This window comes from Allostella sp., from assembly GCF_041913585.1.
Classification (GTDB): domain Bacteria; phylum Pseudomonadota; class Alphaproteobacteria; order ATCC43930; family Allostellaceae; genus Allostella.
The window spans coordinates 1-12,808 of record NZ_JAYSFE010000124.1 but is presented as its reverse complement, the minus strand read 5'-3'; the positions used below and the strand labels follow the sequence as shown (position 1 = coordinate 12,808).

Genomic DNA, 12,808 nt, shown 5'->3' with positions numbered 1-12,808 from the left:
GGAAGATGGTGTTGAGGAGGCCGACATCGGCCACCCAGCAGCCGAGCAGCTCGCCCTTCTGCGGCGCGGTCTCGAGCCATTCCTGGAGGCGCGGCAGCGCCGCCGGCACCGTCGCCGGGCGCAGCGTCAGGATCGTGACGTCGTAGAGCATGCGGTCGTTTCCCCCTACCGGACGGCGTTCGCCAATCATTGCCACGGATGCCGGCGCTTCGGATAGGGTGTCGGCCATGCCCATCGCCCCCGTCCTGCCCGGCCCCCGCAACCTCATCACCGACGTCGCCGGCCTCGCGGTCGGCAATGCCGAGGACGCGCGCGTGCGCACGGGCGTCACGGTGCTGCTCGCCGACCGGCCCGCCGTGGCCGCGGTCGACGTCCGCGGCGGCGCCCCCGGAACCTCCGAGACCGATGCGCTCGACCTCACCTGCATCGCCGGCGGGCGCGTCGAGGCGCTGGTCCTGGCGGGCGGCTCCGCCTTCGGGCTCGACGCGGCGTCGGGCGTGCGCGGCTGGATGGCCGCGGCCGGCCGCGGCCTCGCCTTCGCCGGCGTGGTCGTGCCGGTCGTGCCGACCGCCATCCTCTTCGACCTGACGAACGGCGGCGACAAGCGCTGGGGCGACGACCCGCCCTATCGCCGCCTCGCCATCGCCGCCTGCGCCGCCGCCGGCCCGCAGTTCCGGCTGGGCAATGCCGGGGCCGGCATGGGCGCGCGGGCGGGGCAGCTCAAGGGCGGGCTCGGCAGCGCCTCCTGGCGGCTCGCCGAGGGCCCGACGGTGGGGGCGCTGGTCGCCGCCAACCCATGGGGCAGCGTCGTCCACCCGGGCACCGCGACCTTCCACGCCTGGGCGCTGGAGCAGGCGGACGAGATGGGCGGGCAGACGCCGCCGCCCGTCCGCCTCGACCCGGCCGCCGACATGGACGGCAAGCGCGCCCTGCCGGGCGCCAACACCACCATCGGCGTCGTCGCCACCGATGCCGAACTGACCCAGCCCGAAGTCCGGCGCCTCGCCCTGATGGCCCATGACGGCTTCGCAAGGGCGATCCGCCCGGTCCATACCCCGTTCGACGGCGACACGATCTTCGCCGTCGCCACCGGGCGCACCCCCCTGCCCGAGCCGCGGCCGCTGTGGCTCGCCCGCCTCGGGACGCTGGCGGCCGACGCCATGGCGCGCGCCGTCGCCCGCGGCGTCTACGAGGCGGCGACGGTCGGGCCGATCGAAGGCTACCGGGACTTTCGCAGCCGCCTGGAGGCGGTCGCGGCGGCGCCATGAACCTGAAGGCGCTGCAGACGCTGGTGGCGATCCACGACGCCCAGTCCTTCGTCGAGGCGGCCCGGCGCCTTGGCCTCACCCAGTCCGCCGTCAGCATGCAGATCAAGGCCCTGGAGCGGGAACTGGGGGTCGCCCTCTTCGACCGCGCGATGCGGCCGCCGGCGATGACGGCGGCCGCCATCGCGATCGTCCAGCCGGCGCGCGAGATCCTGGCGCTCGCCGCCGGCATCCGCGAGGCCGTGCAGGATCGCGAGACGCTGGCCGGCCGTCTGACGCTGGGCGCCATCTCGACCGCCACCATCGGCCTGTTGCCGGACGGGCTGATCGCCATCGGGCGGCGCTATCCCGGCATCCGCGTCCGGATCGAGGTGGGTCTCTCGGAGACCCTGATCCGCCGCGTCGCCGACGGCACGCTCGACGCCGCGATCGTGACCGAGCCGCAGGATCGGCCGGCCGGCCTGCGCTTCGAGCGGTTGTTGCGCGAGCGGCTGGCGCTGGTCTCGTCGCCGGCGGCCGAGGCGCCGCCCGGGCCGGCGGCGCTCGCCCGCCAGCCCTTCATCCGCTTCGACCGGCGGATCGGCGTCGGCCAGGTGATCGACCGCTATCTCGCGCGCAAGGGCCTCGTCCCCGACGAGTTCATGGAGCTCGACTCGCTGGAGGCGATCCTGGTGATGGTCGAGCGCGGCCTCGGGATCGCCATCGTGCCGGAGCGCAGCGTCGCCGACCTGCCGTTCCGCCGCCTGCGCGTGTCGCCGATCGACGACCCCGACGCGGTGCGCAGCGTCGCCTTCGTCTACCGCGAGCGCGCCCGGACCGCCCCGCTGCTCGAGGCGGTGCTCGGCGCGCTGCGCCAGGCGGCCAAGTGACGGACCGTCGGGTAACGAACCGGCAGTATCAAGCTACGTGAATTTATCCAGGTGCCGGCCCCAATGATCCTGAATATGATGCGGCTGCCGGACTGGAAGGGGATCGGAACATGCCGTTGGGTCTGACTGCCGAGGAGCGCGCCCTCCAGGCGCGGGCACGCGAGTTCGCGGATGCCGTGGTGCGGCCGCGCGCGGCGGAGACCGACCGTTCGGAACAATATCCCTGGGACGTCGTCGAGGCGCTGGCGAAGGCGGGCTTCACCGGGATGACGGTGCCCCGCGCCTATGGCGGCCGCGGCGCGTCCTTCCTCGACGCGGTGCTGGTGATCGAGGAGATGGCGAAGGCCTGCACGGTGACGGCGCGCATCGTCGTCGAGGCCAACATGGGCGCGATCTCGACCGTCATGCACTACGGCAGCGAGAAGCAGAAGCGGCTGGCCGCCGACCTGGTGCTGGCCGGCGACAAGCCGGCCATCTGCATCACCGAGCCGGACGCCGGCAGCGACGCGACGGCGATGACCACCCGCGCCGACCGGGTCGGCGACCGTTTCGTCATCAACGGCCGCAAGCACTGGATCACCGGCGCCGGCGTCTCGAAGCTGCACCTCGTCTTCGCCCGCGCCTACGACGAGGCCGGCCGGAGCCTCGGCATCGGCGGCTTCCTGGCGATCGGCGGCGAGACGCGGGGCCTCCGGATGGTGCGGCGCGAGCAGACCATGGGGCTGCGCGGCATGCCCGAGGGCGAGTTGGTGTTCGAGGACATGGAGGTCGCCGACGACATGGTGGTGATGCCGCCGTCGGGCTGGGCGCGCGGCTTCGGCGACCTCATCAACGCCTACAACAGCCAGCGCGTCGGCGCCGGCACCGTCGCCATGGGGGTGGCGGCCGGTGCCCTGGAGCACGCCGTCGCCTTCGCCCGGGAGCGCGAACAGTTCGGCCGGCCGATCGGCGAGTTCCAGGGCCTGCAATGGATGCTGGCCGACATGCAGACCCAGCTCACCGCCTCGCGCCTGATGCTCTATGCCGCCGCCCGCTCGAAGGGCCCGGGCGGCAGCGCCTTCCCCGACCCCGCGCTCGCCGCCCAGGCCAAGATCTTCGCCTCGGAGGCCGCGATCCGGATCGTCAACGACGCGCTCCAGTTCCACGGCGCCCGCGGCTATTCCCGCGAGCTGCCGCTGGAGCGGATGGCGCGCGACGTCCGCATGTTCACCATCGGCGGCGGCACCGCCCAGGTGCTGCGCACCCTGGTCGCCTCCAAGGTGCTGGGCTGGAAGCTGCCGCAGACCCGCGACGGCTGGCTGCGCAACCGGGGGCCGGCGGCGTCCGGCCGCGACGCCGCCGAATGATGCCGCCGCGGGCGGCCGACCTGGTCGCCCGGCGCCTCCGCGAGGCCGGCTGCCGCTTCGCCTTCGGCATGCCGGGTGGCGAAGTGCTGACGCTGGTCGACGCGCTGGAGCGGGCGGGCATCCGCTTCGTGCTCGCCAAGCACGAGAACGCCGCCGGCTTCATGGCCGAGGGCGCCTGGCACCGCACGGGCGCGCCCGGCATCCTGGTGGCGACGATCGGTCCGGGTGTCGCCAACGCCGCCAACGTCGTCGCCAACGCCCACCAGGACCGGGTGCCGCTGATCGTGCTGACCGGCTCGGTCGATCCCGACGAGGCCCTGACCTACACCCACCAGGTCTTCGACCACCGCGCCCTCTTCCAGCCGATCACCAAGGCGACCTTCACCCTGAGCGCGGCCGGTGCCGCCATCGTCGCCGACAAGGCGGTGGCGATCGCCACCGCCGACCGCGCCGGCCCGGTGCTGGTCGACGTGCCGATCGCGGTCGCGGACATGGCCGTGGCGGCCCCCCTGCGCTCCCGGCATCGCCCGCCGGCGCCGGTCGCACCCGCCGAGGGCGAGGCACTGGCGACCGCCCGCCGCTGGCTCGCCGAGGCCGAGCGGCCGGTGATGGTGGCGGGCCTGGACGTCCTGGCCCATGGCGCCGCCGGTCGCCTGCGCGCCTTCGCCGAGCGCTTCGGCGTGCCGGTCGTCACCACCTACAAGGCCAAGGGCGTGCTGCCCGAGGAGCATCCGCTGGCGCTCGGCGGCGCCGGCCTGTCGCCGCTCGCCGACCGCATCCTGATGCCGCTCCTCGGCCGGGCGGACCTGATCCTGCTCGCCGGCTACGACCCGATCGAGATGCGGATCGGCTGGCGCGATCCCTGGGACCCCGACCGCCAGCGCGTCGTCGAGTTCCAGGCGGCCGCGAACACCCACTACATGCACCAGTCGACGCTGAACTTCGTCTGCGACGTCGGCGCCGGCCTCGACGCGCTGGGACGGGGCATCGCGCCGCACGCCGCGGCGTGGAGCGACGGCGCGCCCGCGGCGGCGGCCCGGCAGCATCGTGACGCCTTCGCGTCGGGCGGCCGCTGGGGACCGGCGGCGATCGTCGAGGCGGTGCAGCGCGTCTTCCCGCGCGAGACCGTCGCGACCGTCGATTCCGGCGCCCACCGCATCCTCCTGAGCCAGCTCTGGCAGTGCCACGAGCCGCGCGGGCTGTTGCAGTCGAGCGGGCTCTGCACCATGGGCTGCGCCCTGCCGCTCGCCATCGGCGCCAAGCTGGCCGAGCCCGGGCGCCCGGTCGTCGCCTTCACCGGCGATGCCGGGCTGCTGATGGGGCTGGGCGAGCTCTCGACCCTGGCCGAGCTCGGCCTGCCGCTGACGGTCGTCGTCTTCGTCGACGCCTGCCTCGGCCTGATCGAGATCAAGCAGCGCCAGCGGCAGATGCCGGCGCTCGGAGTCGATTTCGGCCGGCACGACTTCGCCGCGGTCGCGCGCGCCTTCGGCGGCGCCGGCGAGCGGGTCGGCGACCTGGCCGGGCTGGAGGCGGCGCTGCTCGGCGCCCGCGACCGCACCGACCGCTTCACCCTGATCGCGGCCGAGATCGACCGCCAGGCCTACGACGGCCGGATCTGACCGCTGCTACTGCGGCCAGGCCGGCGGATGGCTGGCGAGCGGCGCCGGCGGCCGGTCCCAGCCGGGCGGCGTCGCCGACATGGCGAGCGCCGGCCGCAGATGGCGGATGCGGCCGAACGGGCTCTCCGTCTCCGTCATCAGGTCCGCGACCTGGTCGGGGCCCGGATCGGGACGCGCCCGCGCGGCCTCCGCGTCGGGCACCCGGCCGAGCCCGTCGAGCCAGCGCGCGGTCGCCGCCAGCGACAGGCGGACATGCCAGCTCCCGCCCTCGTCCGCCCGGCGTTCGAGGGCAACCATGGCGCCGAAGGCGGCGAGATAGGCCGTCGCGTAGTCGAGCGCCTGCGCCGGCAGGTGGCGGGGCCTGGCCCCGAGCCCGCCCGACTCCTCGGCGGCGAGGCCGGACGCCGTCTGGACCAGGGTGTCGAACCCGCGCCGCCCGCCCCAGGGGCCGACCCCGCCATAGGCGGACAGCGAGACATAGACGATGCCGGGCCGGATGCGGGCGGCGTCCTCCGGACCGAAGCCGCGACGCGCCAGGGTCTCCGGCCGGTAGGCCTGCACCATCACGTCCGCCTCGGCGAGGAGCGCCGCCAGCCGCTCCGGCCCGCCCGGCCGGGCGAGGTCGATCTCGGCATTGACCTTGCCGTGCCCGGTGTCGAGCAGCAGCGGCGGCACGAAGGGCAGGTGCGGCGCGCTGATGCGCATCACCGTCGCGCCGTGCTCGGCCAGCGTGCGCCCGGCGACCGGCCCGGCGATGACCCGGCTCAGGTCGAGGACCCGCACGCCCGCGAGCGGCCGCCGGGCGCCGGGCGCGCGGCGGTCGACCGGCTCGGCCGGCGCGTCGCCGATGCGGGCGATCTCGACCAGCGGCAGGCCGGCGACGGCGCGCCCCTGCGCATGGTCGAGCCATTCCGCGCGGCTGCGCAGCATCGCCGCGCACATGCCCGCCTCGGCCAGCCGGTCCTCGAGCTCGGCCGCCCGCCGGCCCGCGACCCGGGCCGCGACGGCGGCGCGGTCGTTCTCTGCCCCGAGGAGCCGGAGCACGCCGTCGCGATGGTGCGGAAAGTTGCAGTGGAACTGGATCCAGCGGCCGCAGCCCGCCTGGTAGAAGCCGGAGATCGGGCTCCACGGGCTCTGTGGCGGAGCGCCGTCGACGGTGACGTGCCGCTCGGTGCGCAGCGCCATCGCCGCGGCGCGCAGGTCGAGCCCGATCGCCTGCGGGCCGCCGCCGCGACGGCGCCACAGCCGGTCGGCGGCGACGCCGACGGCGCCCAGCGTCGCCGCCCCGGCGGTGCCGAGCCGGAAGCCCGAGGGCAGGACCGGATCGGCGCCGTCGAGCGCGACGGCGGCGGCCGTCGCCGGGTCGAGACCGGCCGCGGCAAGGACGCCTTCCAGCGCCTGCCGCGGGGTCGGCGTCATTTCCGGCCGCCCTTGCCGGCCGCCTCGGCGACCGAGATCCCGGCCAGCATCTCGTAGACCTTGACGACCGCGCTGTCGTCGATGCGGCCGAAGCCGGCGGCGGCGGCGGCCAGGAACTGCTGGTGGGCGGCGGCCGCGATCGGCAGCGGGAAGCGGAGTGCGCGGCCGCCGTCGAGCACGATGCCGAGGTCCTTGACGAAGATCTCGACGGCGCTGGTCGGCGTGAAGTCGCCCTTGACCATGCGCTGGCCGCGGTTCTCGAACATCCAGGAATGGGCGGCGCCGCCCGTCACCACCTCGAAGAACTGCGCCGGGTCGACGCCGGCGCGGGTCGCCAGCGCCAGGGCCTCGGCGGCGGCGGCGATATGGACGCCGGCCAGGAGCTGGTGCGCCATCTTCATCGTCGAACCCTGCCCGGGCTCGGTGCCGACGCGGAAGATGCGGCCGGAATAGCGCTGCATCGCCGGCTCGGCGGCTGCGAAGGCGGCGTCGCTGCCCGACGCCATGATCGTCAGGGTCCCCGCATCGGCGCGGGCCTTGCCGCCGGTCACCGGCGCGTCGACGAAGCCGAAACCCGCCGCCGTCACCCGCCGGCCGAGCCCCTCGGCATAGGCGGGCGGGACGGTCGAATGCAGGACCACCGTCGCGCCCGGCGCCAGCGCCGCCAGCGCCGCGCCCTCGCCGAAGAGGGCGGCGTCGGCCTGCGCGTCGGTCGCCACCATGAGGATCAGCAGGTCGGCGCCGGCGGCCGCCTCGGCGGCCGACCCCGCGCCGCGCCCGCCCGCCGCCACCAGCCGTTCGACCGCCGCCGGGACGACGTCGTAGCCGACCACGCCCCGTCCGCCGGCGACCTCGTTGGTGCGGGCGAGGTTCGCCGCCATCCCGGCGCCCATGGCGCCGAGCCCGATGAAGCCGATGCTCTGCGCCATGCCGCGCCTCCCCTGCCCGTCTGCCGATCCGTCTGCCGATCCGCCCGCCACTCAGCCCAGGGCCGCCGCGATCGCCTCGCCGAGGTCGCTGGTCTTCGCCTGGCCGCCGAGGTCGGGCGTCCGCGGGCCGCCTTCGGACAGCACCGTCTCGATCGCCTGCTCGATCGCCGCCGCCGCCGCGTCCTCGCCCAGGTGCTGCAGCATCATCGCCGCCGACCAGATCTGGCCGATCGGGTTGGCGATGCCCTTGCCGGCGATGTCCGGGGCCGAACCGTGGACCGGCTCGAACATGGAGGGATGCTTGCGCTCGGGGTTGATGTTGCCGGACGGCGCGATGCCGATCGAGCCGGTCACCGCCGGTCCGAGGTCGGAAAGGATGTCGCCGAAGAGGTTGGAGCCGACGACGACGTCGAAGCGGTCGGGGTAGCGCACGAAGTGCGCGGTCAGGATGTCGATGTGGTACTGGTCGGTCTTCACCTCGGGGAAGTTCTTGCCCATCGCGGCGAAGCGCTCGTCCCAGTAGGGCATCGTGTGGATGATGCCGTTCGACTTGGTGGCCGAGGTCAGGTGCTTCTTGCGCTGCATCGCCAGGTCGAAGGCGAAGCGCAGGATGCGATCGACGCCGCGGCGGGTGAAGACGGTCTCCTGCACCGCCATCTCGGCCTCGGTGCCGGCATAGAGGCGGCCGCCGATCTCGGAATATTCGCCCTCGCAGTTCTCGCGCACGACGTAGAAGTCGATGTCGCCCGGCTCACGGCCGCGCAGCGGCGACTCGACGCCCTTCATCAGCCGCACCGGCCGCAGGTTGACGTACTGGTCGAAGTGCCGGCGGATCGGGATCAGGAGCCCCCACAGCGAGATGTGGTCGGGCACGCCCGGCCAGCCGACGGCGCCGAGGAAGATCGAATCGTGGGTCGAGAGCTGCTGCAGCCCGTCCTCGGGCATGAAGCGGCCGGTCTTGTGGAAGCGCTCGCAGCTCCAGTCGAAGTGGGTGGCCTCGACCGTGAAGCCGAAGCGGCGGCCGGCCGCCTCCAGCACCCGCAAGCCCTCCGGCACCACTTCCTTGCCGATGCCGTCGCCGGGAATGACCGCGATCCTGTGCTTGCGCATGCTCCGTTCCTCCGCCTCTTCTGCCGCCGTTCGGCCGACCGTCCGCCGGTATAGCCGGGCGGCCGGACCCTGACCAGCCGGCGAGCCCGTTCCCGGAGCAGGTTTCGATTGCGGGCCGGACGGGCCGGGGCCACCATCCCTGGTGGCGAATCGGCCGCGAGAGCCGAGGATCTTGCTGGGATGCGGGAGGTACGGGCGATGGCCGGAGGCACCAGCGGTCCCGACTTCTTCGAGGACACGATCGGCGCCGACTCCTTCCTGGGGCTGGACGGCGACGACACCGTGCTCGGCCTCGGCGGCGACGACTTCCTCGATCTCGGGCCGGGCGACGACCTCGGCGACGGCGGCGACGGCGCCGACTTCGTGCTCGGGGCGGCGGGCGGCGACGTCCTCTGGGGCGGGCCCGGCGCCGACTCCCTGTTCGGGGGCACCAACACCGACAACACCGACAGCGGCGCCGACCTGATCTACGGCGATGCCGACGCGGACCTCGTGCTCGGCGGCGACGGCGACGACACGATCGACGCGGGCGACGGCGACGACGACGTCAACGGCAACGGCGGCAACGACTGGGTCACCGGCGGACCCGACGCCGACTATGTGCGCGGCGGCGCCGACGACGACACCGTGATCGGCGGCAGCGGCGACGACTGGCACGTCAACGGCAATGCCGGAATCGACTCGGTGGTCGGCGGCACCGGCAACGACATGGTCTTCGGCGGCGCCGGCGACGACTTCGTCAACGGCCAGCTCGGCGACGACACGGTCAGCGGCAACCTCGGCGCCGACTTCCTCCAGGGCGGGCCCGGCAACGACGTGCTCTATGGCGGCGACGGCAGCGACGGCGTGATGGACGGCGACGCCGGCGACGACACCCTGTTCGGCGGCGAGGGCAGCGACGGGCTCCAGGGGGACGACGGCGAGGACGTCCTCTTCGGCGAGGCGGGCCAGGACGTGCTGCGGGGGGATGACGGCCGCGACGCGCTCTATGGCGGCCCCGACCGCGACATCCTGTTCGGCGGCAGCGACGCCGACACCGTCCTCGGCGGCAGCGGCGACGACAACGGATTCGGCGACGCCGGCGACGACCGGCTCGAGGGCCAGGGCGGGGCCGACACGCTGACCGGCGGCGCCGGCGACGACAGCCTGTTCGGCGGCGAGGGCGACGACCGCCTGTCGGGGTCCGGCGACGACGACCGGCTGGAGGGCGGCGACGGCGCCGACACGCTCGCCGGCGGCACCGGGAACGACGCCCTGCTGGGCCAGGACGGCGACGACGAACTGTCCGGCGAGGACGGCGACGACACGCTGGATGGCGGCGGCGGCAGCGACGTTCTGTGGGGCGGCGCCGGCGACGACCGCTTCGAGTTTCCCGCGGTCGAGGGGGTCGAGACCATCGCCGACTTCGCCGCCTCCGACGACGTCATGGTGCTCGACCGCGGCCTTGGCGGTATCGTCGTCGCCGCGGACGCGCTGGCCCGGCTGACGGCGGTCGAGGGCGGCACGCTGCTCGACATCGGCGGGGGCGACGGCATCCTGCTGCTGGGCATCGATCCGGGCGATCTCGGCGCCAACAGCTTCGCCTTCCTCTAGGCGGAGCGAGACCGGAAGAGCCCATGAACCAGCGCGGAGGCCCACGCGACGGAGGAGGCACGGAGGAGCAGCCGGCGGTGGGACGCCGGCACAACCGATAGCCCCCGCCGGCTGCGGCCGCAGGGGCATCAGGAGGACGCGACCATGGCGAACGGCACCAGCGGACCCGACTTCTTCACCGGCACGGAGCTGGGCGACGAATATCTCGCGCTCGACGGCGACGACACCGTGATCGGCCTCGCCGGCAACGACACCCTCGACCTCGGCCCGGGGGCGGACTCCGCCGAGGGCGGCGAGGGCGACGACCTCGTGAACGGCAGCGCCGGCAACGACACGATGTTCGGCGGCCCCGGCAACGACTACCTGTTCGGCGGCACCAACCTCAGCAACGACGGCACCGGCCTCGACCAGCTCTTCGGCGGCGACGGCAACGACCTCATGCTGGGTGGCGACAGCAACGACACGGTCGACGGCGAGGGCGGCGACGACGAGATCAACGGCAACACCGGCAATGATCTCGTCTACGGCGGCAGCGGCGCCGACTTCGCCCGCGGCGGCCAGGGCACCGACAGCGTCTTCGGCGGCGTCGGCAACGACTGGCACGTCAACGGCAACATCGGCAGCGACTATGTCAGCGGCGGCGACGGCGACGACACCGTCTATGGCGGCCAGGGTGCCGACCTGATGTACGGCGACGTCGGCAACGACTGGATGAGCGGCGACCTCGACGACGACCTGATGTACGGCGGCACCGGCAACGACACGATGGTCGGTGGCGCCGGCGCCGATTCGATGGTCGGCGGCAGCGGCAACGATTCGATGAGCGGCGGCACCGGCGTCGACGAGATCTTCGGCGGCATCGGCAACGACATCCTCGTCGGCAGCGCCGGCAACGACCTGCTCTACGGCGAGGCCGGGGACGATGTCTTCGTCTTCGGCAGCGGCAGCGGCGAGCTCGACTTCATCACCGACTTCTCGCTCGCCGACGACGTCATCCAGCTCGCGCGCAACCTGAACGGCACCGGCATCGACACCGACGCCGAGGCGCTCGCGGCCTGCATGCCCTTCTTCGGCGGCACGGCGATCGACCTCGGCGACGGCAACTTCGTCGTCCTCGACGTGGCGCCGGCCCAGCTGACGGGCGCCCACTTCACCTTCTACGACGAGTTCATCATGCCGCCGATCGTCATCGACCTGCCGATCATCATCTGACGACGGGAGGATCGGGGGGACGGCCGGGCCGACAGGCTCGGCCGTCCCTCGTTTCTGCGCGCTGCCGTCCCCGGCCCATCCCCGACCCTGCCCGTCCCCGGCCCGACGGTCCGGGCCATCGGTCGACAGGCAGGAGGCCTTCCGGTATTAACGGGGGATCACGATTCCCCCCGAAGGCCGGCAGCATGGTGCGTCTCAACCGCTGGCTCTGTCTTGCGGCCGTCCTGGTCACGACAGGGTGCATCAGCTTCGACAGTTCGACCGGGTCTTCCACCCCCGGTCCGCAGACGGCGGCCCTGGTGCCGCCAGCTCCCCCGCCGCCCCCGGCGCCGACGCCAGTCAAGGCCGTTCCCTCGGTCGGCACCAAGGACCTGCCGTCCAAGGCCTGCCTCAACGAGCAGGACCGGCGGAACGACCTGCTGGTCCGGCTGCAGACCGAGATGTCGGTGACCGGCCTGACCTGCCAGTGGAAGGCCGAGAAGGGCAAGAACCTGCTGGATCAGTACGCGACCTTCAGCCGCAAGCATCACCGCCGCCTGCTGACGACCCAGGAGGAGCACGGCAGGTTCCTCGCGCGCTACGAGAAGGGCAGCGCGCCGCGCCTCTTCGACCGCTACCGCACCATCCTCGCCAACGAGGAGATGGCCGTCGCGGGGCGCTACGGACACCCCGACTACTGCGCCCATCGCTACCAGCGCTTCACCGAGGTGGTGGCGCTGCCGGACGGCAAGGCGCTCGACAACTGGCTGGACGCCCAGGGCAAGACCCGGGCGCGGGAATACAAGGCCTGCAAGTAGGCCGGGCTCAGAGAAAGAGCTCGCCCTTCATGTAGAGCACCGCCTTCCCGGCGATCGTCACGCGATCGCCGTGGAGGCTGCAGCGCAGGTGCCCGCCGCGGCGGGAAAGCTGGCGCGCCTCCATCTCGGTGCGGCCGAGGCGGGCGGCCCAATAGGGGATCAGCGTGCAGTGCGCGGACCCGGTCACCGGGTCCTCCGGCACGCCCTTGGCCGGCGCGAAGAAGCGCGAGACGAAGTCGCAGTCGTCGCCGGGCGCCGTGACGATGACCGCGAAGCGATCGAGGGCGGCCAGCGCCGCCATGTCCGGCCGCAGCGCGCGAACGGTGGCGGCGTCGTCGTAGACCGCGACATAGTCGCGGGCGGCCAGCACCGCCGCCGGCGCGATGCCGAGGGCGGCAGCCAGGGCCGGCGGCGGCGCGACCGGCTGCGGCGGGCGCGACGGGAAATCGAGCGCCAGCCACTCGCCCTCCCGGGTCACCGTCAGCGTTCCCGCCTTCATCGTGTGGAAGCGGATCTCCCGCCCGCCATGACCGAGCTCGCGGAAGAGGACGGCGGCCGTCGCCAGCGTCGCATGGCCGCAGAGATCGACCTCGACCTGCGGCGTGAACCAGCGCAGCCGGTAGCCGTCGCCCTCCGGCACGAAGAACGC

The 12,808-nt window shown here is 73.7% G+C and carries 11 protein-coding genes; 7 read left to right on the top strand and 4 right to left on the bottom strand.

The window, feature by feature from the left end; genetic code table 11:
* The first annotated feature begins 227 nt into the window (after positions 1–227).
* The 4 genes from ACE3Q3_RS19365 to ACE3Q3_RS19350 all read left to right on the top strand — a co-directional run bounded on the left by ACE3Q3_RS19365 (position 228) and on the right by ACE3Q3_RS19350 (position 5,099).
* The gene (locus ACE3Q3_RS19365; protein ID WP_374448884.1) at positions 228–1,268 is read left to right on the top strand and encodes a P1 family peptidase; all 1,041 of its coding nucleotides are present in this window, start codon (positions 228–230) and stop codon (positions 1,266–1,268) included.
* Positions 1,265–2,134, top strand: coding sequence for a LysR family transcriptional regulator (locus ACE3Q3_RS19360; RefSeq protein WP_374448882.1), 870 nt, complete (start codon positions 1,265–1,267; stop codon positions 2,132–2,134). The genes ACE3Q3_RS19365 and ACE3Q3_RS19360 overlap by 4 nt, the downstream gene beginning before the upstream one ends.
* Before the next feature lie 116 nt (positions 2,135–2,250).
* A complete protein-coding gene (gene acdA, locus ACE3Q3_RS19355; protein WP_374448880.1) occupies positions 2,251–3,480 on the top strand; it encodes a 3-sulfinopropanoyl-CoA desulfinase in 1,230 nt (409 codons plus the stop codon).
* Positions 3,477–5,099 (top strand): thiamine pyrophosphate-binding protein, encoded by a 1,623-nt coding sequence (locus ACE3Q3_RS19350; RefSeq protein ID WP_374448878.1) that lies wholly within the window; start codon positions 3,477–3,479, stop codon positions 5,097–5,099. Before acdA ends, ACE3Q3_RS19350 begins: the two co-directional genes overlap by 4 nt.
* A gap of 6 nt (positions 5,100–5,105) precedes the next feature.
* Here the strand turns inward: ACE3Q3_RS19350 and ACE3Q3_RS19345 are convergent, their stop codons facing one another.
* Genes ACE3Q3_RS19345 through ACE3Q3_RS19335 form a run of 3 tightly spaced genes read right to left on the bottom strand, consistent with a single transcriptional unit; the run spans position 5,106 to position 8,557 of the window.
* Complete coding sequence (locus ACE3Q3_RS19345) at positions 5,106–6,518, bottom strand: CoA transferase (protein WP_374448876.1); 1,413 nt, start codon at positions 6,516–6,518, stop codon at positions 5,106–5,108.
* Positions 6,515–7,447, bottom strand: a complete 933-nt coding sequence (locus ACE3Q3_RS19340) for an NAD(P)-binding domain-containing protein (protein WP_374448874.1) — start codon at positions 7,445–7,447, stop codon at positions 6,515–6,517. Before ACE3Q3_RS19340 ends, ACE3Q3_RS19345 begins: the two co-directional genes overlap by 4 nt.
* Before the next feature lie 51 nt (positions 7,448–7,498).
* Positions 7,499–8,557 (bottom strand): tartrate dehydrogenase, encoded by a 1,059-nt coding sequence (locus ACE3Q3_RS19335; RefSeq protein WP_374448872.1) that lies wholly within the window; start codon positions 8,555–8,557, stop codon positions 7,499–7,501.
* 198 nt (positions 8,558–8,755) lie between these two features.
* On the opposite strand from ACE3Q3_RS19335, the gene ACE3Q3_RS19330 reads away from it, so the two are divergent.
* From ACE3Q3_RS19330 to ACE3Q3_RS19320, 3 genes are all read left to right on the top strand, one after another.
* Complete coding sequence (locus ACE3Q3_RS19330) at positions 8,756–10,150, top strand: calcium-binding protein (protein ID WP_374448870.1); 1,395 nt, start codon at positions 8,756–8,758, stop codon at positions 10,148–10,150.
* 144 nt (positions 10,151–10,294) lie between these two features.
* A complete protein-coding gene (locus ACE3Q3_RS19325) occupies positions 10,295–11,362 on the top strand; it encodes a calcium-binding protein (protein WP_374448868.1) in 1,068 nt (355 codons plus the stop codon).
* A 185-nt stretch (positions 11,363–11,547) separates the two neighbouring features.
* A complete protein-coding gene (locus ACE3Q3_RS19320; RefSeq protein ID WP_374448866.1) occupies positions 11,548–12,159 on the top strand; it encodes a hypothetical protein in 612 nt (203 codons plus the stop codon).
* Positions 12,160–12,166: 7 nt separating this feature from the next.
* Here the strand turns inward: ACE3Q3_RS19320 and ACE3Q3_RS19315 are convergent.
* Positions 12,167–12,808: PhzF family phenazine biosynthesis protein (locus ACE3Q3_RS19315; protein ID WP_374448864.1), on the bottom strand; the 642-nt coding region annotated here is incomplete at its 5' end.

What these genes read in the sequence shown, in the direction of transcription:
- ACE3Q3_RS19365 (WP_374448884.1), top strand. Translation starts at nt 228, where the DNA reads ATGCCCATCGCCCCCGTCCTGCCCGGCCCCCGCAACCTCATCACCGAC.
- ACE3Q3_RS19360 (WP_374448882.1), top strand. Translation starts at nt 1,265, where the DNA reads ATGAACCTGAAGGCGCTGCAGACGCTGGTGGCGATCCACGACGCCCAG.
- ACE3Q3_RS19350 (WP_374448878.1), top strand. Translation starts at nt 3,477, where the DNA reads ATGATGCCGCCGCGGGCGGCCGACCTGGTCGCCCGGCGCCTCCGCGAG.
- ACE3Q3_RS19345 (WP_374448876.1), bottom strand. Translation starts at nt 6,518, where the DNA reads ATGACGCCGACCCCGCGGCAGGCGCTGGAAGGCGTCCTTGCCGCGGCC.
- ACE3Q3_RS19340 (WP_374448874.1), bottom strand. Translation starts at nt 7,447, where the DNA reads ATGGCGCAGAGCATCGGCTTCATCGGGCTCGGCGCCATGGGCGCCGGG.
- ACE3Q3_RS19335 (WP_374448872.1), bottom strand. Translation starts at nt 8,557, where the DNA reads ATGCGCAAGCACAGGATCGCGGTCATTCCCGGCGACGGCATCGGCAAG.
- ACE3Q3_RS19330 (WP_374448870.1), top strand. Translation starts at nt 8,756, where the DNA reads ATGGCCGGAGGCACCAGCGGTCCCGACTTCTTCGAGGACACGATCGGC.
- ACE3Q3_RS19325 (WP_374448868.1), top strand. Translation starts at nt 10,295, where the DNA reads ATGGCGAACGGCACCAGCGGACCCGACTTCTTCACCGGCACGGAGCTG.
- ACE3Q3_RS19320 (WP_374448866.1), top strand. Translation starts at nt 11,548, where the DNA reads ATGGTGCGTCTCAACCGCTGGCTCTGTCTTGCGGCCGTCCTGGTCACG.